Here is an 18,751-nt window from a genome sequence, read left to right as displayed (position 1 = left end):
GGTCTCCATGGCGTACCAGACCCAGCCGTAGCCCCCGGCCATCAGGAGCGCGCCCGCGACCGGGACGTACCGGCCGAGCCTGACGGCGAGCGGTTCGGCGGCCGGGGCCGTGAGGAAGCCGCCCGCCGAGAAGGCGGCCATCAGGACGCCCGCCTGGGTGGGGGTGTATCCCTGGCCGCCCTGCAGCCAGATCGCGAGGACCAGGAAGAAGCCCTGCATGCCGAAGGCGAAGAGGAGCTGGACGGCCAGGCCGTAGGAGAAGGCCGGGACGGTGAAGACGCGCGGGGGCAGCACCGAGCCGCGTACGGCGACCGCGGCGACCGTGAGGGCGCCGGCCGCGAGGAGGCCCCAGCCCCAGGGCGGCCAGCCCCAGCCGCGGCCCTGGACGAGCGGCAGGACGACGGCGACGAGTCCGGCGGCGAGGACGAGGCTGCCGAGCACCGGGGGCCGGGCGGCGGCGCGCTCCCGGGTTTCGGGGACGAGGACGACGGCGGCGGCGAGGGTGAGGGCGGCGACGGGCACGTTGACCAGGAAGACGCTGCGCCAGCCGAGCCCGAAGAGGTCGGCGTCGGTGAGGACCCCGCCGAGCAGCAGCCCGATCGCGGAGGCGAAGCCGGCCACCGCCCCGTACATCCCGAAGACCTTGCCGCGGTCCTTGCCCCGGAAGAGGCTCTGGAAGGAGCCGAGGACCTGGGGCATGAGCACGGCGGCGGTGACGCCCTGGGCGGCGCGGGCCGCGATCAGCTGGCCGGGGCTCTGGGCGACGCCGCAGGCGAGGCTCGCGAGGCCGAAGCCGGCGGTGCCGGCCAGGAAGAGCGCCTTGCGGCCGTACCGGTCGCCGAGCCGCCCGGCGACGACGAGGGTCGCGGCGAAGCCCAGGAGGTAGGCGGAGACGGTCCACTGGAGGGCGCTCTCGGAGGCGCCGAGCCCGTGCCCGAGGGAGGGCAGGGCGACGTTGACGATGGTGACGTCCACGAGGTCCATCAGGGCGGCGACCATCATGACGACGGCGGCGGCCCAGCGGCGCGGGTGGACGGTGAACGGGTCGCCGGTGGCGGCGGTCGTGACGGTCGTGGACATCTCCACCCTCCATTTATTTCGTTCGGGCGAACGAAATAAAAGTGGCACGCCCTCCCCCGTGATCGCAAGTGTTTCGTTCGGTCGAACGAAATGAATTTTGCTACGCTGCCGCCATGAGCGAGCGGGGCCAGGGAAGCGGGCAGGACCGGGAAAGCGGGCAGGGCCGGGAAAGCGGGCAGGGCCGGGAGCGGGACGCGGTCATCGCCGCCCTCACCGCCGCCGGCCGGGACTCCAGCGCCGCCTCCGTCGCCTTCCACTCGGCGATCGCGGCCCAGCAGGACCTGGGCGCCACCGAGACCAAGACGCTCGACCTGCTCGAACGGCACGGCCCCCTCACCGCCAAGGAGCTGGCCGAGCACTCGGGCCTGGCCCCCGCCTCCGTCACCGGGCTCGTCGACCGCCTGGAGCGCAAGGGCTTCGTGCGCAGGGTGAAGCACCCGACGGACAAGCGCCGGGTGCTCGTCGAGCCCCGCCCCGAGAAGCTGGCCGAGCTCGCCCCGCTCTTCGACGACTGGGCACGCGAGGTGCACGAGCTCTACGAGGAGTTCACGACCGAGGAACTGGCGACGATCACCCGCTTCCTGACGGGCGCGACCGAACGCCAGCGCGCCGCGACCAAGCGCCTCGCGGAGTAGCGGCGGCCCGGACGCCCGGGCACCTCGCCGCGCGGGCCCGCACACCCGGGTCCGCACACCCCTCCCCTTCGGGCCTCCCGGCTGCTACCTTCCTCGCCAGCAAGTCACCTAACTAACGTTAGGTGGAGGAGCGGCTCCGCGGGCCCGTCCGCCCACGGCTGTCCCCCCGAGTCCGTCAGCCGTACGGCCACCGTCCGTACGTCCGTCAGTCCGCAAGGGAGCCCAGCCATGCCCCTGTCCCGACGTGCCCTGCTCACCACCACCGGTGCGGCGCTGCTCCTCGGCGCCGCACCGCCCGCCCTCGCCCGCCCCCGCTCCACGGCCGCCGGCACGATCCGGCAGATCCCGCTCCAGGGCGCGGTCAACGTCCGCGACCTCGGGGGGTACGTCACCTACGACGGCGCCCGGGTCCGGCACGGCCTCGCCTACCGGGGCGACCACCTCGCCAAGCTCACCGACGCCGACCTCGTCACCCTCGCCGGACTCGGCCTCGGCACCGTCGTCGACCTGCGGATCCCCATGGAGGTCGGGCACGACGGCGCCGACCGGCTGCCCGCGGGCGCGGTCCCGGTCGCCCGGCCCGTCACCGACAACGGCCTCTTCGGGCAGCTGATGGCGGCGATCGGCTCCCGCGACCCGGTGCGGCAGGAGGAGATGCTCGGCGACGGCCGGGCCGCCGCCTTCATGCGCGAGGTGTACCGCACCTTCGTCACCGACCCCGCGAACCGGGCCGCCCTCGCCGCCACCCTGCGGGACCTGGCCGATCCCCGCCGGGGGCCGCTGCTCCTGCACTGCACCTCCGGCAAGGACCGCACCGGCTGGACGAGCTGGCTCCTGCTCACCCTGCTCGGGGTGCCCGAGACCTCCGCCCGCGCGGACTACCTGGCCTCCAACACCTTCCGCGCCGCGTACGACGCGCGCGTGCGGGAGGGACTGAAGCAGAGCGGGCTCATGCAGAACCCGGAGCTGATCGTGCCGCTGCAGGAGGTGCGGGCCGAGTACCTGGACACCGCCCTCGACCAGGTCCGCGCCTCCTACGGCAGCCTCTTCCGTTACGTGTCGGTCGGCCTCGGCCTGGAGCTGCGCGAGCTGGCGGCGCTCCGCGAGCGGCTGGTGCCCGACGCCTGACGTCCGCTCCGGCCGGCGCCGGCCGTCGCACCGCGCCCGGCGCCCGCCCCGGAACCGGCACCCCGGCCCGCGCCCGAGCCGCGTCCCGCACCGGCCGCCGCCCGTCCGGAGCCGCCCGTGCCGCCCGTGCCCCGGCCCGTCGGCGCCCCGGAACCGGAGCCCCGGACCGTGGTGGCGGAGCCGGACGCCCGCCCGGTGGACGGGCCGGAAGCGCGACCCGAGCCCGCCGCGCCCGTGCCCGTACCGCCGCTCGGAGCACCGGCGGAGGAGGGACGGCGGCGACGGCGGGAGCCGCCCGCGCCGGCGGCTCCCGCCGCCTTGCGCGGCGGGGTCGGCTGCGGGACCTCGATGACGACGGGGACGCCCGAGGGCTCCCGGGCGCCGGTGAGCTCGGCGAGCTCCTCGTCGCTGGACTTGATCTGCGCCGTGCGGGGGCTGATGCCCGCGTTCGACATCAGCCGGCCCATGTCCCGCTTCTGCTCGGGCAGGACCAGCGTGAAGACGCTGCCGGACTCGCCGGCGCGGGCGGTGCGGCCGCCCCGGTGCAGATAGTCCTTGTGGTCGATCGGCGGGTCGACGTTCACGACCATGTCGAGGTCGTCCACGTGGATGCCTCGGGCCGCCACGTTCGTCGCGACCAGCGTGGTGACCTGACCGGTCTTGAACTGGTCCAGGGTCCGGTTGCGCTGCGGCTGCGAACGGCCGCCGTGCAGCCCGGAGGCCCGGACGCCGTTGGCGAGCAGCCGCTTGACCAGCCGGTCCACGGACCGCTTGGTGTCCAGGAAGAGGATCGTCCGGCCGTCGCGGGCCGCGATCCGCAGCGTGACGGCCTTCTTGTCGGTCTCGTCCTGCACGTAGAGCAGGTGGTGCTCCATCGTGGTCACCGCGCCGGCCGAGGGGTCGACGGAGTGCACGACCGGGTCGTCGAGGAACATCTTGACGAGCTTGTCGATGTTCCGGTCGAGGGTCGCGGAGAACAGCAGCCGCTGCCCGCCCGGCTCGACCTGCTTCAGCAGCTTCGTGACCTGCGGCAGGAAGCCCATGTCGGCCATCTGGTCGGCCTCGTCGAGGACGGTGACGGCGACCTGGTCCAGGCGGCAGTCGCCCCGCTCGATGAGGTCGTGGAGCCGGCCCGGCGTGGCGATGAGGACCTCCGCGCCGCGCCGGAGGGACGAGGACTGCCGGGAGATCGACATGCCGCCGACGACCGTGGTGATCCGCAGCCGCAGCGCGGAGGCGTACGGCGTGAGGGCGTCGGTCACCTGCTGGGCGAGCTCACGGGTCGGCACCAGGACCAGCGCCAGGGGCGCGGTCGGCTCGGCGCGGCGGCCGGCGGTGCGGGCGAGGAGCGCGAGGCCGAAGGCGAGGGTCTTGCCGGAGCCGGTGCGCCCCCGGCCGAGGACGTCGCGCCCGGCGATCGAGTTCGGCAGGGTCGCGGCCTGGATCGGGAAGGGCTCGGTGACGCCCTGCTCGGTGAGCGTCCGCAGCAGCGCGGCCGGCATGTCCAGGTCCTCGAAGGAGGCCACGGGCGGCAGCGCGGGCGTCACCGTCTCCGGCGGAGTGAACTCCTGCGGCGGCGGGGGCGCGGCGGGACGACGGCCGCCGCGGGGGCCCTTCGGCTGGGACGTGGACTTCGCCTGGGCGGTGCGGGGGCCGCGCTTGCGGGGGCGTTCGGAGCGGGTCATTCGTGCCTTCCTGGCCGGTGCGCGGCACAGCCGGGGCCCGCACCTGCGCGATGCGGGCCCCGGCTGTACCGCCCGGAACACGAGATACGGGCCCCGGCTGTCTGTTCCGGGACTCGCGACACGAGCCCCGGCTGTCTCTCCCGGGACTCGCGATACAGGTCCCGGATGTCTACAGGAACAATAGTGCGCCTCAGGACCTTCCCGCCCCTGCCCCCCGGTCCCCGGCCCCCTCGGGACCGCGTACGGCGATTCCGTCCAGGACCATCGACAGGTACTGGCGGGCGATCTCCTCCGGGCTGTGCTGTCCGCCCGGCCGGTACCAGGACGCGGCGACCCAGACGGTGTCGCGCACGAAGCGGTAGGTCAGGCGGACGTCGAGGTCGGCGCGGAAGACCCCCTCCGCGACGCCGCGCTCCAGGGTCCCGAGCCAGGCCTCCTCGAACCTGCGCTGCGAGTCGACGAGGTAGCCGAAGCGGGGCTGGTCGACGAGGTGCAGGGACTCCTTCTGGTAGATGGCGACGGCGGCGCGGTGCCGGTCGATCTCCCGGAAGGACTCGGTGACGAGGGCCTCGATGGTCTCGCGGGGGCCGAGCCCGGCGCCGAGGACGGCGTCGTACCCCTCCCACAGCTCGTTCAGGAAGGTGGAGAGGATCTCGTCGAGCATCGACTCCTTGGAGTCGAAGTGGTAGTAGAGGCTGCCGGCGAGCATCCCGGCGGCGTCCGCGATCTTGCGGACGGTGGTGGCGTTGTACCCCTGGGCGGCGAACACCTCGGCCGCCGTGTCGAGGAGTTCACGGCGCCGCTCGGGCCCCCCGCTCACTTGGGTCTTCTTCTTGCTTGCAGTGTTCGGCACGTGCCCATTCTGGCCCCCGCCCGCCGGCTCGCCCCCGCATCAGGGGTCCTGCCGCGGCGGGCTGTCGTCGTTGCCGCGCCGGAGCGTCCGCGTCGGGCGTCCCGGCGCCCAGCTGCGGAAGCAGATCTCCTCGCCGTCCACCCAGGTCCGTACGACCTCGGTCGGCTCCACCCGGAAGAGGTGGAAGGGCTGCGGCGCGCCCGCCTCGGCCGCGTACCGGTCCAGGGCCTCCCGGTCGGTGACCTCGACCGCCCGACCGGAGATCCGGACGTCCCCGCCGCCCATGTCGGTGCCGGGACCCGGGTTGGCGAGCAGCGCGAACCGGGGGTCGCGGCGCAGGTCCAGCGCCTTGCGGGAGTTCGGCATCATCCCGAGCCAGAGCTCCCCGCCGCGGAAGTCGGCCTCGATGCCGCTGAGGCGCGGCGAGCCGTCCCTGCGGACGGTGGCGAGGGCGTGGTGGGCGTACTGCCCGAAGCGCTCCCGCACGGTCGCGGCGAGTTCGGGGTCGGCGGCCTCGAAGGCCGGCCAGGTGGTTCCGGTGTCTCCCACGGCTGTGTCTCCCATGGCTGTGTCTCCCATGGATCCAGGAAACACCGGGTACCCGACAACCACTGTCCGGATTGCTCCGGACCCGCTCATGGGTTCAGGAGGTCGCCGCGCGCTCCGCCTTGCTGCGCTCCACGCAGAACTCGTTGCCCTCCGGGTCCCTCAGCGTCGCCCAGCCGGTGCCGTCCGGGTTCCGGTGGTCCTCGAAGAGCGTGGCGCCGAGGGCGAGCAGCCGCTCGACCTCCTCGTCACGGGTGCGGTCCTGCGGCTGGAGGTCGAGGTGGACGCGGTTCTTCACCGTCTTCCCCTCGGGGACCTGGATGAAGAGGAGGTTCGCGCCGGGGGACTCGACGAGCGCCTCCGGGTCGCCGGGCTTGTCGTCGTCGGAGACCCGGGAGTCGAGGGCCTTCGCCCAGAAGCTCGCCAGGGCATAGGCGTCGGCGCAGTCGATGGTCGTGTGTCGCACGAGAGAGCTCATGGACGCCATGGTCGCCCGCGCCCGCGCCCCGGAGCCACCGGATTTCACGGCTCCCGGTCCGTGCCGGCGAGTCGTCTCCCCTCCGTCGCCGCCACGAGCGCGGCGAGCGAGGAGCGGGCGCCCTGGAGATCGTGGATCTTCTCGTCGATGGCGTCGAGCTGTGCGACGAGCAGCGGGCTGAGGCAGGGCTCGATCTCCGCCTCGCTGCCGCAGACGCAGTCGAGGACCTCGGCGATGATCCGGGTCGGCAGTCCGGCGCCGAGAAGGGCCCGGATGCGGCGTACGACGGCGGGGGCGTCGGGGCCGTAGACCCGCTGTCCGCCGGGGGTGCGCTCCGAGTCGAGGAGACCCTGCTCCTCGTAGTAGCGGAGCAGCCGGACGCTCACCCCGGTCTCGCGCGCCAGCTCACCGATCTTCATGTGACCCCCCTCACATCCGCCCGTCCGCGCTTGAACCTCACATCCGTGCGAGCTCCTACGGTCCCGGGCATGACGAACACCACGAACCCCTCCATCGACACGAAGATATTCCGGCTCGGCGGCGACCTCCCGGTCCGGCGTGTCGGGTACGGCACGATGCGACTCGCCGACGGCCCCGGCGACCCGACCGGCCCGGAGGCGCGCATCTGGACGCCGCCGGCCGACCGGGCGGCGGCGGTGCGGCTGCTGCGGACGGCCGCCGAGGCGGGCGTCACCCTCTTCGACACCGCCGACGCGTACGCCCTGGGGGCCGGCGAGGAGCTGCTCGCCGAGGCGCTGCACCCGTACGGCGACGGGGTCGCGGTGGCCACCAAGGTCGGCGTGGTCCGGCCCTCCCCCACCGAGTGGGTGCCGCTCGGTCACCCCGCCTATCTGCGCCAGCAGGCCGAGTTGAGCCTGCGCCGGCTGCGCACGGAGCGGATCGACCTGCTCCATCTGCACCGCCTCGACGAGAACTTCCCGGTGGCCGAGCAGGTGGGGGCCCTGAAGCGGCTCCAGGAGGAGGGCAAGGTCCGGCACATCGGGCTCTCGGAGGTGACGGTCGCCCAGCTGGAGGAGGCCGAGGCGGTCGCCCCGGTCGCGGCCGTGCAGAACCTCTACAACCTGGCGAACCGCGACCACGAGGCCGTCGTCGAGCACACCGCGGGGCGCGGGATCGCGTTCGTCCCGTTCTTCCCGGTCGCCATGGGCGGGCACGCGGGTCCGGACGGACCGGTCGCCCGGGTCGCCCGCGAGATCGGCGCGACCCCGTCCCAGACGGCCCTGGCCTGGCTCCTGCACCGGGCCCCGCACGTCCTCCCGATCCCGGGCACGTCCTCGGCGGCGCACCTGGTGGAGAACCTGGGCGCGCTCGACGTCGCCCTCACCGAGGAGCAGTTCGCCCGCCTCGGCAGCGGGACCGGGGCCTCATGACCGGACGACGCCCTGGGCCCGGGCGGCGGCGAGCCAGGCGGGGAACTCGGAGACGAGCCGGTCGTACAGCTCCGCGTCCGGGACCCGGCTCGGGTCCTGGCCCGCGTGGAAGAAGCCGGCGTTGTCCAGGGGCCGCTTCCCCGGCACGTCCAGTTCGTCGAGCCTGCGCAGGAACTCGAACTGCCGGCTGCCGGGGTCGCCGAAGCCGATGAACTGCCAGAAGATCGGCAGCCGGGCCGCCTTGCAGACGTACCTCTCGGCGGCGAGCTTGTTGATCGGCCCTCCGTCGGTCTGGAAGACGACGAGCGCGGGCGCGGTGGAGCCGCTGTCCAGGTAGTGGTCGATGACGGCGTCCATGGCGAGGTGGTAGCTCGTCTTCCCCATGTGGCCGAGCCCGGCGACGATCCGGTCGATCCGGCCGGCGTGGTCGTCGAGCCGGATGTCGGTCTCCGCGTCGATGTCGGTGGAGAAGAAGACCACCGGCACCCGTCCGTCGTCGTCGAGGTGCGCGGAGAGCCCGAGGACCCGGTCGGCGAGGGCCTGCACGGTGCCGTTGGCGTAGTACGGCTTCATGGAGCCCGAGTAGTCGACGACGAGGTAGACGGCGACCCGCTGTCCGTTGATCCCGTGCCGCTGCAGTGAGGCTCCGGCCTCCTTGTAGAGACTCACCAGCGCGGGTGCGGTCTCCTCGACCTTCCGCAGGCTCAGTGCCATGGCCGTTCCCCCTCCAACTCCTCGATGTCCGCGAGCATGGCGTCGGCCAGGTCGCGCTCGGCTGTGTAGTACCGCTCGGCCCACTTGAGGGTGAGCCGCGGGTACGCCCACGCCTCGTCCGCCCCCGCGTCCGCGACGTCCGCCTCGGCGCGCGCCCGCATCCGCTCGGCGTACTCCCGGTGCCCGGCCAGGATCTCCCGCATCCGCTCGGGTTCGAGGAGGTGGCCGAGCCAGAGCCGCAGCATCGGGCCGTGCTTCAGGACGGGCGGGTCGAGGGGGGCGGTGCGGGCCCAGGCGCGGACGGCGGCGAGGCCCTCGTCGGTGATGCGGTAGACGCGCTTGTCGCGGGTGCCGGCCTCGGGGGCGACGAGCCGCGAGGTGGCGTAGCCGCTGTTCTCCAGGCGCTTCAGCTCGCTGTAGACCTGGCTGAAGGACGGGCTCCAGTAGAAGAGGCCGAGGGACCGGTCGGCCCACTTCTTGACGTCGTAGCCGGACAACTCCCGTCCGTGGGACAGCAGTCCGAGTACGGCCCAGCTGGTCGCGGGAAGCCCCGGCACGCTCTCTTGGTCCACCACGGACGGCAGTCTACGGCCCTTCCTTCCTCCCCCTGTGCCTGCTAGAAGTATTTCTATTAGGCATAGAGAAGGCCTGCCCCCGGGGAGGAGCGCCCGTGAAGTTCTCCATGATCTTCGAAGCCCAGCTCGTCGACCCGACCCCCGACCGCGAGCGCCAGGTCCTCCACGACTGCGTCGAACAGGCCGTCCTGGCCGAGGAGATGGGCTTCGACCGGATCTGGGCGGTCGAGCACCACTCCCTCGTCCGGTACGCCCACATGACCGCGTCCGAGATCTTCCTGGCCTGGGTCGCCGCCCGCACCCGGACCATCCGCGTCGGCCACGGCGTGGTCACCATGCCCTTCGGCTACCAGCACCCGGTCCGGGTCGCCGAACGCGCCGCCATGCTCGACGTGCTCTCCGGGGGCCGGGTCGACGTGGGCGCCGGCCGGGGTGCGACCCGCCAGGAGACCCGGATGTTCGGGGTGCGCCCGGAGGACACCCGTCCGCAGACCGAGGAGGCCCTGCAGATCTTCGCCGCGGCCTGGCGGGAGCCGGAGTTCGAGTGGCACGGCACCCTCGACATCGGCCCCGGCGCGGTCCTGCCCCGCCCCGTGCAGACGCCCCACCCGCCGCTCTTCATGGCCTGCTCCCGGCACGAGTCGCTCCGGCAGGCCGCCGAACTCGGCATCGGCGCCCTGGTGATGGGCTTCGCCGGCGCCGACGACGTCCGGGCGATGCGCGCGGTGTACGACGAGGCGATCGGCGCGCGGGACGGGTCCCGGTTCGTCTCCACCGAGGTCAACGACCACTTCTCCGTCCTCTGCCCGACGATCGTCCTCGACGACGCCTCCCGCGCCCTCCGGCTCGGCACCCGGGGCCAGCGCTTCTTCGCCGAGTCGATCGCGCACTGGTACGGCGGGGCCCCCGCCCCCACGGGCTACGCGGAGGACGAGGACCACACGGGCGCGCTCGACGAGAAGCGGCGGCGACTGATCGCCCGGCTGCACGAGGCGGACGTCCCCGTCCGTCCGGTCGACACGGGCACGTACAACACGGACCACGCCTACGGGGACGCGGCCACCGCGGTCGCCCACGTCGAACGGCTCCGGGAGATCGGCGTCGACGAGGTGATGTGCCTCATCCAGATGGGCACGGTGCCGCAGGAGGTCTGCCTGGAGACGATCCGCCAGTGGGGCGCGAGGGTCATCCCCCGCTTCCGCGCCCTCTGACCACACGCACCGCAGCGCCCGCCCAGGTCGTCCGGTCGGGGACAGGAAGGGCGAGCGCTGCGCTCAGTTCCGCACGCCGTTGTACGGGACGTTCGGGGGATCCGGCGGGATCAGACCGTCAGGGCACGGTCCGTCGGGCGGATCGGGGCCGGCAGGGAGCTGGCGCCGGTCAGGTAGCGGTCCACGCCGCGGGCGGCGGAACGGCCCTCGGCGATGGCCCAGACGATGAGGGACTGGCCGCGGCCGGCGTCACCGGCGACGAACACGCCGTCGACGTTGGTGGCGAAGTCCGCGTCACGGGCGATGTTGCCCCGCTCGTCCAGCTCCAGGCCGAACTGCGCGACCAGGCCGTTCTCCACGTCCGTGCCGGTGAAGCCCATCGCGAGCGTGACCAACTGGGCGGGGATCTTCCGCTCCGTGCCCGGCTTCTGGGTCAGCTTGCCGTCGACGAACTCGACCTCGACGAGGTGGAGGAACTGGACGTTGCCGTCCTCGTCGCCCTCGAAGTGGGTGGTGGAGACGGAGTAGACCCGCTCGCCGCCCTCCTCGTGCGCCGAGGTGACCTTGTAGAGCATGGGGAAGGTCGGCCAGGGCTGGCCGGCGCTGCGCTCCTCGCCCGGCTTCGGCATGATCTCCAGCTGCGTGACCGAGGCCGCGCCCTGGCGGTGCGCCGTACCGACGCAGTCCGCGCCGGTGTCGCCGCCGCCGATGACGACGACGTGCTTGCCCTCGGCGGTGATCGGCGGGGCCACGAAGTCGCCCTCGACGACCTTGTTGGCGAGCGGCAGGTACTCCATCGCCTGGTGGATGCCGTTCAGCTCCCGGCCCGGGACGGGCAGGTCGCGGGCGGTGGTGGCACCGGCGGCGATGACGACCGCGTCGTACCGGTTGCGCAGCGCCGTCGCCGGCATGTCGCGGCCGATCTCGACGCCCGTGCGGAACTTGGTGCCCTCCGCGCGCATCTGCTCGATGCGGCGGTTGATGTGCCGCTTCTCCATCTTGAACTCGGGGATGCCGTACCGGAGGAGGCCGCCGATGCGGTCCGCGCGCTCGTAGACGGCGACGGTGTGGCCGGCCCGGGTCAGCTGCTGGGCGGCGGCGAGACCGGCCGGGCCGGAGCCGATGACGGCGACGGTCTTGCCGGAGAGGCGCTCGGGCGCCTGCGGCTTGACGTCGCCTCCGTCCCAGGCCTTGTCGATGATGGAGACTTCGACGTTCTTGATGGTGACGGCCGGCTGGTTGATGCCGAGCACGCACGCGGACTCGCACGGAGCCGGGCACAGGCGGCCGGTGAACTCCGGGAAGTTGTTGGTGGCGTGCAGCCGCTCCTGCGCCGCCGACCAGTCCTCGCGGTACGCGTAGTCGTTCCACTCGGGGATCAGGTTCCCGAGGGGACAGCCGTTGTGGCAGAACGGGATGCCGCAGTCCATGCAGCGGCCGGCCTGCTTGCTGATGATCGGCAGCAGGGAGCCGGGGACGTAGACCTCGTTCCAGTCCCTGACGCGCTCGCCCACCGGTCGGGTCTGGGCGACTTCGCGCCCGGTGGTCAGGAAGCCCTTGGGGTCAGCCATGGGACGCAGCCTCCATCATCTTCTCGGTGGTCTCGGTCTCGGAGAGACCGGCGAGCTCAGCGGCGTCCTTGGCGGCGAGCACGGCCTTGTACGTGGTGGGGATGATCTTGCTGAACCGGGCCGCCGCGGCGTCCCAGTCGGCGAGGAGCTTCTCGGCGACCGTGGAGCCGGTCTCCTCGAAGTGGCGGCGCACGACGTCGTGCAGCCACGCCTTGTCGGTGTCGGACAGGGCCTCGATCGCCTCCAGGTTCCCGGAGTTGACGTTTTCCCGGTCGAGGTCGATCACGTAGGCGACACCGCCCGACATGCCGGCCGCGAAGTTGCGGCCGGTCTCGCCGAGGACGACCGCCGTGCCGCCGGTCATGTACTCGCAGCCGTGGTCGCCCACGCCCTCCGAGACGACCAGGGCTCCGGAGTTGCGGACGCAGAAGCGCTCGCCGGTGCGGCCGCGGAGGAACAGCTCGCCGCCGGTCGCGCCGTAGCCGATGGTGTTGCCCGCGATGGTCGAGTACTCGGCCAGGTGGTCGGCGCCCCGGTCCGGGCGGACGATCACACGGCCGCCGGAGAGGCCCTTGCCGACGTAGTCGTTGGCGTCGCCCTCCAGGCGGAGGGTGACGCCGGCCGGCAGGAAGGCCCCGAAGGACTGGCCGGCGGAGCCGGTGAAGGTGATGTCGATGGTGTCGGCGGGGAGGCCGGCGCCGCCGAACTTCTTCGTCACCTCGTGGCCGAGCATGGTGCCGACCGTGCGGTTGATGTTGCGGATCGCGACCTGGGCGCGGACCGGCTGGGCCTCCTCGGCGGAGGGCGCGTTCAGGGCCTCGGCGGCGAGCTGGATCAGCTCGTTGTCGAGGGCCTTCTCCAGGCCGTGGTCCTGCTCGACCCGGGCGTGGCGGACCGCGCCCTCGGGCAGCTCCGGCACGAAGAAGAGCGGCTCCAGGTCGAGGCCCTGCGCCTTCCAGTGCCTGACCGCGCGGCTGGTGTCGAGCAGCTCGGCGTGGCCGACGGCCTCTTCGAGGGTGCGGAAGCCCAGCTCGGCGAGGAGCTCGCGGACCTCCTCGGCGATGAACTCGAAGAAGTTGACGACGAACTCGGCCTTGCCGGAGAAGCGGTCGCGCAGGACCGGGTTCTGGGTGGCGATGCCGACCGGGCAGGTGTCGAGGTGGCAGACGCGCATCATGACGCAGCCGGAGACGACGAGCGGCGCGGTCGCGAAACCGAACTCCTCGGCGCCGAGCAGCGCGGCGATGACCACGTCACGGCCGGTCTTCAGCTGACCGTCGGTCTGGACGACGATCCGGTCGCGCAGGCCGTTGAGCAGCAGCGTCTGCTGGGTCTCGGCGAGGCCGAGCTCCCAGGGGCCGCCCGCGTGCTTCAGCGAGGTCAGCGGGGAGGCGCCCGTTCCGCCGTCGTGGCCGGAGATGAGGACGACGTCCGCGTGGGCCTTGGAGACACCTGCGGCGACCGTGCCGACGCCGACCTCGGAGACCAGCTTCACGTGGATGCGGGCGACCGGGTTGGCGTTCTTGAGGTCGTGGATCAGCTGGGCCAGGTCCTCGATGGAGTAGATGTCGTGGTGCGGCGGCGGCGAGATGAGGCCGACGCCGGGCGTCGAGTGACGCGTCTTGGCGACCCACGGGTAGACCTTGTGGCCGGGCAGCTGGCCGCCCTCGCCGGGCTTGGCGCCCTGGGCCATCTTGATCTGGATGTCGTCCGCGTTGACCAGGTACTCGCTGGTGACGCCGAAGCGGCCGGAGGCGACCTGCTTGATCGCGGAGCGGCGCTCGGGGTCGTACAGGCGCTCCGGGTCCTCGCCGCCCTCACCGGTGTTGGACTTGGCGCCCAGCCGGTTCATGGCGACGGCCAGCGTCTCGTGCGCCTCCTGGGAGATGGAGCCGTACGACATGGCGCCGGTGGAGAAGCGCTTGACGATCTCGGAGACCGGCTCGACCTCGTCGATGGGGATCGAGGGGCGGTCCGAGGAGAAGCCGAAGAGGCCGCGGAGCGTCATGAGGCGCTCGGACTGCTCGTTCACCCGCTCCGTGTACTTCTTGAAGATGTCGTACCGCTTGGTGCGCGTGGCGTGCTGCAGGCGGAAGACGGTCTCCGGGTCGAACAGGTGCGGCTCGCCCTCACGGCGCCACTGGTACTCGCCGCCGATCTCCAGGGCGCGGTGCGCCGAGGGGACGCCGGAGACGGGGTACGCCTTGGCGTGGCGGGCGGCGACCTCCTTGGCGATGACCTCGAGACCGGCGCCGCCGATCTTGGTGGCCGTGCCGTTGAAGTACGTGGCGACGAAGGTCTCGTCGAGGCCGACGGCCTCGAAGACCTGGGCGCCGCGGTAGGAGGCGACGGTGGAGATGCCCATCTTGGACATGACCTTGAGGACGCCCTTGCCGAGGGCGTAGATCAGGTTCCGGATGGCCTGCTCGGGCTCCAGGCCCTCGATGAAGGTGCCGGCGCGGACCAGGTCCTCGACGGACTCCATGGCGAGGTACGGGTTGACCGCCGCGGCGCCGTAGCCGATGAGCAGGGCGACGTGGTGGACCTCGCGGACGTCACCGGCCTCGACGAGCAGACCCACCTTGGTGCGCTGCTTGGTGCGGATGAGGTGGTGGTGGACGGCCGCGGTGAGCAGCAGCGAGGGGATCGGCGCGTGCTCGGCGTCGGAGTGCCGGTCGGAGAGCACGATGAGGCGGGCGCCGCCCTCGATGGCGGTGTCGGCCTCGGCGCAGATCTCCTCGATGCGGGCGGCGAGGGCGTCGCCGCCGCCGGAGACCCGGTAGAGGCCGGAGAGGGTCGCGGCCTTCATGCCGGGCATGTCGCCGTCGGCGTTGATGTGGATGAGCTTGGCCAGCTCGTCGTTGTCGATCACCGGGAAGGGCAGGGTGACGCTGCGGCACGACGAGGCGGTGGGCTCCAGCAGGTTGCTGCCGGGGCCGAGCGAGGAGCGCAGCGAGGTCACGAGCTCTTCGCGGATGGCGTCCAGCGGCGGGTTCGTGACCTGCGCGAAGAGCTGGGTGAAGTAGTCGAAGAGCAGCCGCGGGCGGGCCGAGAGGGCCGCGATGGGCGAGTCCGTGCCCATCGAGCCGAGCGGCTCGCCGCCCGTGCGGGCCATCGGCGCGAGGATGACGCGGAGCTCTTCCTCGGTGTAGCCGAAGGTCTGCTGGCGGCGGGTGACCGAGGCGTGGGTGTGCACGATGTGCTCGCGCTCGGGGAGGTCGGAGAGCTCGATCTCGCCGGTCTCCAGCCACTCCGCGTAGGGGTGCTCGGCGGCGAGGGCGGCCTTGATCTCGTCGTCCTCGACGATGCGGTGCTCGGCGGTGTCGACGAGGAACATCTTGCCGGGCTGGAGGCGGCCCTTGCGGACGACCTTGGCGGGGTCGATGTCGAGGACGCCGACCTCGGAGGAGAGGACGACGAGGCCCTCGTCGGTGACCCAGTAGCGGCCGGGGCGCAGACCGTTGCGGTCGAGGACCGCGCCGACCTGGACGCCGTCGGTGAAGGTGACGCAGGCCGGGCCGTCCCAGGGCTCCATCAGCGTGGAGTGGTACTGGTAGAAGGCGCGGCGGTCCGGGTCCATGGTCTCGTGGTTCTCCCACGCCTCCGGGACCATCATCAGGACCGCGTGCGGCAGGGAGCGGCCGCCGAGGTGGAGGAGCTCCAGGACCTCGTCGAAGGAGGCCGAGTCGGAGGCGTCCGGGGTGCAGATCGGGAAGATCCGCTCCAGCGAGCCCTCGCCGAAGGCCGTGGAGTCGAGCTGTGCCTCGCGGGCGGTCATCCAGTTCCGGTTGCCCTTGACGGTGTTGATCTCACCGTTGTGGGCGACGAAGCGGTACGGGTGGGCCAGCGGCCAGCTCGGGAAGGTGTTGGTGGAGAACCGGGAGTGGACCAGGGCCACGGCGGTGGCGCAGCGGCGGTCCGACAGGTCCGGGAAGAAGGGCTCCAGCTGGCCGGTGGTCAGCATGCCCTTGTAGACGAGGGTGCGGGCGGAGAGCGACGGGAAGTACGTCGCTGCCTCGCGCTCGGCGCGCTTGCGCAGGACGAAGGCCTTGCGGTCGAGCGCGATGCCGGTGCTGCGGCCGTCGGCGACGAAGAGCTGGCGGAAGACCGGCATGGTGGCGCGGGCGGAGGCGCCGAGCAGCTCGGGGGCGACGGGGACCTCGCGCCAGCCGAGGACGTCCAGGCCCTCTTCGGCGGCGATCGCCTCGATCCTGGCGACGGTCTCGTCGGTGCCGTCCTCGGGGAGGAAGGCGGTGCCGACGGCGTACGCGCCGGCCTCGGGGAGCTCGAATCCGGCGACCTCGCGGAGGAAGGCGTCCGGGACCTGGAGCAGGATGCCGGCGCCGTCGCCGGAGTCGGGCTCGGAGCCGGTGGCGCCTCGGTGCTCGAGGTTGCGCAGTACGGTCAGCGCCTGCTCGACCAGCGCATGGCTGGCCACACCGGTGAGGGTGGCCACGAACCCGACACCGCAGGCGTCGTGTTCGTTACGGGGGTCGTACATCCCCTGAGCAGCGGGGCGACCGTCCATGGGCGACCAGGCGTCGGAACGCATCGGCTCTCCCGTCGTCGTCGTGGCATATGGAGCTGCCGAGGGACGACGTTGGCCCTCCGCGAAATTTCGTGCAGGTTACATGATGGCTGGCTTCTCGCGAAGTGGATAGCTCATTCCAGCATGCGGACACCGCCGATACGCAGCGGTGGTGTGGGTTCACCTGTGGGGTGCGGCGACAGGGACTGTCCCGCGGGGGACGGATCGGGGGTCCGGGGGTTCTTCGGGACTCCGGCGAGCCGCCGCTGGGAGTGGGCTTCGTTGCCCGGTGGCGCTCAGGCCTCTTTCCCGTTGGTCACGGGTTCGAAACCGCCGAGTAACCGGCTACATATGTGGCGTCCTGCATAGTGTCTCATCGCCCCGGCGGATCGGACCAGGGATATACGTCACAGCCGTTCGGGGAGCGTATGTCCCGAAAAGGTGCCACGAAAAGACCGAGAGGCCCCTTAGGGGAACCTCTCGGCCTTCTGTGTGGGTACGGAATCCGCACCGGCCTCCGGGGGCTACAACGCGGCCCCGAAGAGCATGCCGAGCCCGTAGGTGACGGCCGCGGCGGCCCCGCCCAGGGCGAGCTGGCGCATGCCGCTGAAGAGCCAGCCGCGGGCGGTCACCCGGGCCACCAGGGCGCCGCAGGCGAAGAGCCCGAGGAGCGCGAGCAGCACGGCCGGCCAGAGCGCGGTCGCCCCGAGCAGGTACGGCAGGACGGGGAGGAGCGCGCCGAGCGCGAAGGAGCCGAAGGACGACACGGCGGCGACCATCGGCGACGGCAGGTCGTCCGGGTCGATGCCGAGCTCCTCGCGGGCGTGGATCTCCAGGGCCTGGTCCGGGTCCTTCGACAGCTGCATCGCGACCTCGCGGGCGAGCGCGGGCTCGACGCCACGGGAGACGTAGAGCGCGGCGAGCTCCTCCATCTCGTCGACCGGGTGCTTGCGCAACTGGCGGCGCTCGACGTCCAGTTCCGCCTGGACGAGCTCGCGCTGCGAGGCGACGGAGGTGTACTCGCCGGCCGCCATGGAGAAGGCGCCGGCCGCGAGGCCCGCGAGGCCGGTGACGGCGACGGTCCCGGAGGAGACCGCGCCGCCGGCGACACCGGTCATCAGGGCGAGGTTGGAGACGAGTCCGTCCATCGCGCCGAACACCGCCGGGCGCAGCCAACCGCCGTTCACGTCGCGGTGCGTGTGGTTGTCGCGGTGGGCCTCGTGCAGTGGTGCCTGGGCTTCGATGATGGACATGGCTCTCCCCTCGTTCCGGCGGATCGGGACGCACCCGCCGCCAACACGTCGAAAATACGCCCGATGTAAGGGGCTCGCCAGCAAGGCAGGCCGTACTTACTAAGGCCCGCCTCAGTGCGGGCGACCTCACCTGGCGAGGTGTCAGCCGGGTGACAGAGACGTTTCTTCGGCGAGTTCGCGGCCCGTGGTGGCACAGATCCAGGCATCGGGGCACCGCTGTCGGCGCCCCATCGAGGAAGGGGCGCGAGATGGTGACCAGCACGGCCTGCGACACGCGTGAACGGGCGAGAGGAGCGCTCCTCGGCCTCGCCGTCGGCGACGCGCTCGGCGCGCCCGCCGAGAACCTGCGGCCCTCCGAGATCCGCCGCCGCTGGGGCCGCATCGAAGGCTTCGTGACGGACAGCCCGGCCGGCACCGACGACACGGAGTACGCCATCTTCTCGGCACTGCTCCTCGCCCGGCACGGCTCCGCCCTCACCGTCCAGCACGTCGAACGGGCCTGGCACCATTGGATCGCCGACCTCGACGAGGGACCCTTCCGCGGCGCGGGCTTCTCCGAGCGCGGCACCCTGGAGAACCTCCGCCGGGGCCTGGCGGCCCCCATCTCCGCCCAGCACCGCCACGCCTGGTCGGACGGACTGGCCATGCGGGCCGCCCCCTTCGGGGTCTTCGCGGCCGGACGCCCGGCGGAGGCGGCCCGGCTCGTCGCGATCGACGGCAGCGTCAGCCACGACGGCGAGGGCATCTACGGCGGCCAGGCGGTGGCGGCGGGCGTGGCGGCGGCCATGACGGGGGCGACGGTGACGTCGGTGATCGCGGCGGCCCTGTCCGTGGTCCCCATGGACTCGTGGACGGCCCGCTCGCTGCGCCGCGCGGTCGTCGCGGCCCAGCGCGTCCAGCCGGACCCGCTCACCCGCGAGCGCCAGGTCCGCTCGGCCGTCGTCATCGGCGGCTACCCCTGGACGGACCTGGCCCCGGAGGCGGTGGGCCTGGCGTTCGGCGCCTTCGCCGCCGCCCGCGGGGACTTCCGTACGGCGGTCCTGACCGCGGTCAACATGGGCCGCGACGCCGACACGACGGCGGCGGTGGCGGGTACGAAGCAG

The 18,751-nt window shown here is 72.5% G+C and carries 16 protein-coding genes; 5 read left to right on the top strand and 11 right to left on the bottom strand.

What is annotated here, in order from left to right; genetic code table 11:
• Window positions 1-1,080: MFS transporter (locus tag K7G60_RS35210; protein ID WP_225805034.1), on the bottom strand; the 1,080-nt coding region annotated here is incomplete at its 3' end.
• Window positions 1,081-1,193: 113 nt separating this feature from the next.
• Here K7G60_RS35210 and K7G60_RS35205 point away from each other — a divergent pair.
• Window positions 1,194-1,715 carry a MarR family winged helix-turn-helix transcriptional regulator gene (locus K7G60_RS35205; protein WP_225805033.1) on the top strand — a complete coding sequence of 174 codons (522 nt, stop codon included), beginning with the start codon at window positions 1,194-1,196 and terminating at the stop codon, window positions 1,713-1,715.
• 228 nt (window positions 1,716-1,943) lie between these two features.
• Window positions 1,944-2,843: a tyrosine-protein phosphatase gene (locus K7G60_RS35200; protein WP_225805032.1), complete on the top strand. Its 900-nt coding sequence runs from the start codon at window positions 1,944-1,946 to the stop codon at window positions 2,841-2,843.
• Here the strand turns inward: K7G60_RS35200 and K7G60_RS35195 are convergent.
• The 5 genes from K7G60_RS35195 to K7G60_RS35175 form a co-directional block, all read right to left on the bottom strand.
• On the bottom strand, window positions 2,768-4,528 hold the full coding sequence (locus K7G60_RS35195; RefSeq protein WP_225805031.1) for a DEAD/DEAH box helicase: 1,761 nt from the start codon (window positions 4,526-4,528) through the stop codon (window positions 2,768-2,770). The two genes, K7G60_RS35200 and K7G60_RS35195, sit on opposite strands and share 76 nt — an antisense overlap.
• A gap of 190 nt (window positions 4,529-4,718) precedes the next feature.
• The gene (locus tag K7G60_RS35190) at window positions 4,719-5,381 is read right to left on the bottom strand and encodes a TetR/AcrR family transcriptional regulator (protein WP_225805030.1); all 663 of its coding nucleotides are present in this window, start codon (window positions 5,379-5,381) and stop codon (window positions 4,719-4,721) included.
• Window positions 5,382-5,420: 39 nt separating this feature from the next.
• Window positions 5,421-5,945, bottom strand: a complete 525-nt coding sequence (locus tag K7G60_RS35185; protein ID WP_225805029.1) for a pyridoxamine 5'-phosphate oxidase family protein — start codon at window positions 5,943-5,945, stop codon at window positions 5,421-5,423.
• Window positions 5,946-6,024: 79 nt separating this feature from the next.
• Entirely contained in the window at window positions 6,025-6,405 is a 381-nt protein-coding gene (locus tag K7G60_RS35180) for a VOC family protein (RefSeq protein WP_225805028.1), read from the bottom strand.
• 44 nt (window positions 6,406-6,449) lie between these two features.
• Complete coding sequence (locus tag K7G60_RS35175; protein WP_225805027.1) at window positions 6,450-6,824, bottom strand: MerR family transcriptional regulator; 375 nt, start codon at window positions 6,822-6,824, stop codon at window positions 6,450-6,452.
• A 69-nt stretch (window positions 6,825-6,893) separates the two neighbouring features.
• On the opposite strand from K7G60_RS35175, the gene K7G60_RS35170 reads away from it, so the two are divergent.
• A complete protein-coding gene (locus tag K7G60_RS35170; protein WP_225805026.1) occupies window positions 6,894-7,796 on the top strand; it encodes an aldo/keto reductase in 903 nt (300 codons plus the stop codon).
• Here the strand turns inward: K7G60_RS35170 and K7G60_RS35165 are convergent.
• Window positions 7,791-8,510 carry a VWA domain-containing protein gene (locus tag K7G60_RS35165; RefSeq protein ID WP_225805025.1) on the bottom strand — a complete coding sequence of 240 codons (720 nt, stop codon included), beginning with the start codon at window positions 8,508-8,510 and terminating at the stop codon, window positions 7,791-7,793. The two genes, K7G60_RS35170 and K7G60_RS35165, sit on opposite strands and share 6 nt — an antisense overlap.
• Entirely contained in the window at window positions 8,501-9,085 is a 585-nt protein-coding gene (locus tag K7G60_RS35160; protein ID WP_225805024.1) for a PadR family transcriptional regulator, read from the bottom strand. The genes K7G60_RS35165 and K7G60_RS35160 overlap by 10 nt, the downstream gene beginning before the upstream one ends.
• Window positions 9,086-9,180: 95 nt before the next feature.
• Here K7G60_RS35160 and K7G60_RS35155 point away from each other — a divergent pair, with 95 nt between their 5' ends.
• Window positions 9,181-10,296 carry an LLM class flavin-dependent oxidoreductase gene (locus tag K7G60_RS35155; RefSeq protein ID WP_225805023.1) on the top strand — a complete coding sequence of 372 codons (1,116 nt, stop codon included), beginning with the start codon at window positions 9,181-9,183 and terminating at the stop codon, window positions 10,294-10,296.
• Between the two features lie 110 nt (window positions 10,297-10,406).
• Here K7G60_RS35155 and K7G60_RS35150 read toward each other — a convergent pair whose 3' ends face one another.
• From K7G60_RS35150 to K7G60_RS35140, 3 genes are all read right to left on the bottom strand, one after another.
• The gene (locus K7G60_RS35150; protein WP_225805022.1) at window positions 10,407-11,867 is read right to left on the bottom strand and encodes a glutamate synthase subunit beta; all 1,461 of its coding nucleotides are present in this window, start codon (window positions 11,865-11,867) and stop codon (window positions 10,407-10,409) included.
• Window positions 11,860-16,419 carry a glutamate synthase large subunit gene (gene gltB, locus K7G60_RS35145; protein ID WP_225805021.1) on the bottom strand — a complete coding sequence of 1,520 codons (4,560 nt, stop codon included), beginning with the start codon at window positions 16,417-16,419 and terminating at the stop codon, window positions 11,860-11,862. Before gltB ends, K7G60_RS35150 begins: the two co-directional genes overlap by 8 nt.
• 500 nt (window positions 16,420-16,919) lie before the next feature.
• The gene (locus K7G60_RS35140) at window positions 16,920-17,648 is read right to left on the bottom strand and encodes a VIT1/CCC1 transporter family protein (RefSeq protein ID WP_225805020.1); all 729 of its coding nucleotides are present in this window, start codon (window positions 17,646-17,648) and stop codon (window positions 16,920-16,922) included.
• A 248-nt stretch (window positions 17,649-17,896) separates the two neighbouring features.
• On the opposite strand from K7G60_RS35140, the gene K7G60_RS35135 reads away from it, so the two are divergent.
• Window positions 17,897-18,751: ADP-ribosylglycohydrolase family protein (locus K7G60_RS35135; protein ID WP_225805019.1), on the top strand; the 855-nt coding region annotated here is incomplete at its 3' end.

The sequence above is a fragment of the Streptomyces sp. NK15101 genome, assembly GCF_020400725.1.
In the GTDB taxonomy this organism is placed as follows: Bacteria; Actinomycetota; Actinomycetes; order Streptomycetales; family Streptomycetaceae; genus Streptomyces.
Note: the sequence above shows the minus strand (reverse complement) of the source record. Positions and strands in the feature narration are given on the sequence as shown.

Coding starts and splice junctions, on each gene's coding strand:
- K7G60_RS35205 (WP_225805033.1), top strand. CDS start 1,194: ATGAGCGAGCGGGGCCAGGGAAGCGGGCAGGACCGGGAAAGCGGGCAG.
- K7G60_RS35200 (WP_225805032.1), top strand. CDS start 1,944: ATGCCCCTGTCCCGACGTGCCCTGCTCACCACCACCGGTGCGGCGCTG.
- K7G60_RS35195 (WP_225805031.1), bottom strand. CDS start 4,528: ATGACCCGCTCCGAACGCCCCCGCAAGCGCGGCCCCCGCACCGCCCAG.
- K7G60_RS35185 (WP_225805029.1), bottom strand. CDS start 5,945: ATGGGAGACACAGCCGTGGGAGACACCGGAACCACCTGGCCGGCCTTC.
- K7G60_RS35180 (WP_225805028.1), bottom strand. CDS start 6,405: ATGAGCTCTCTCGTGCGACACACGACCATCGACTGCGCCGACGCCTAT.
- K7G60_RS35175 (WP_225805027.1), bottom strand. CDS start 6,824: ATGAAGATCGGTGAGCTGGCGCGCGAGACCGGGGTGAGCGTCCGGCTG.
- K7G60_RS35170 (WP_225805026.1), top strand. CDS start 6,894: ATGACGAACACCACGAACCCCTCCATCGACACGAAGATATTCCGGCTC.
- K7G60_RS35165 (WP_225805025.1), bottom strand. CDS start 8,510: ATGGCACTGAGCCTGCGGAAGGTCGAGGAGACCGCACCCGCGCTGGTG.
- K7G60_RS35150 (WP_225805022.1), bottom strand. CDS start 11,867: ATGGCTGACCCCAAGGGCTTCCTGACCACCGGGCGCGAAGTCGCCCAG.
- gltB (WP_225805021.1), bottom strand. CDS start 16,419: ATGCGTTCCGACGCCTGGTCGCCCATGGACGGTCGCCCCGCTGCTCAG.
- K7G60_RS35140 (WP_225805020.1), bottom strand. CDS start 17,648: ATGTCCATCATCGAAGCCCAGGCACCACTGCACGAGGCCCACCGCGAC.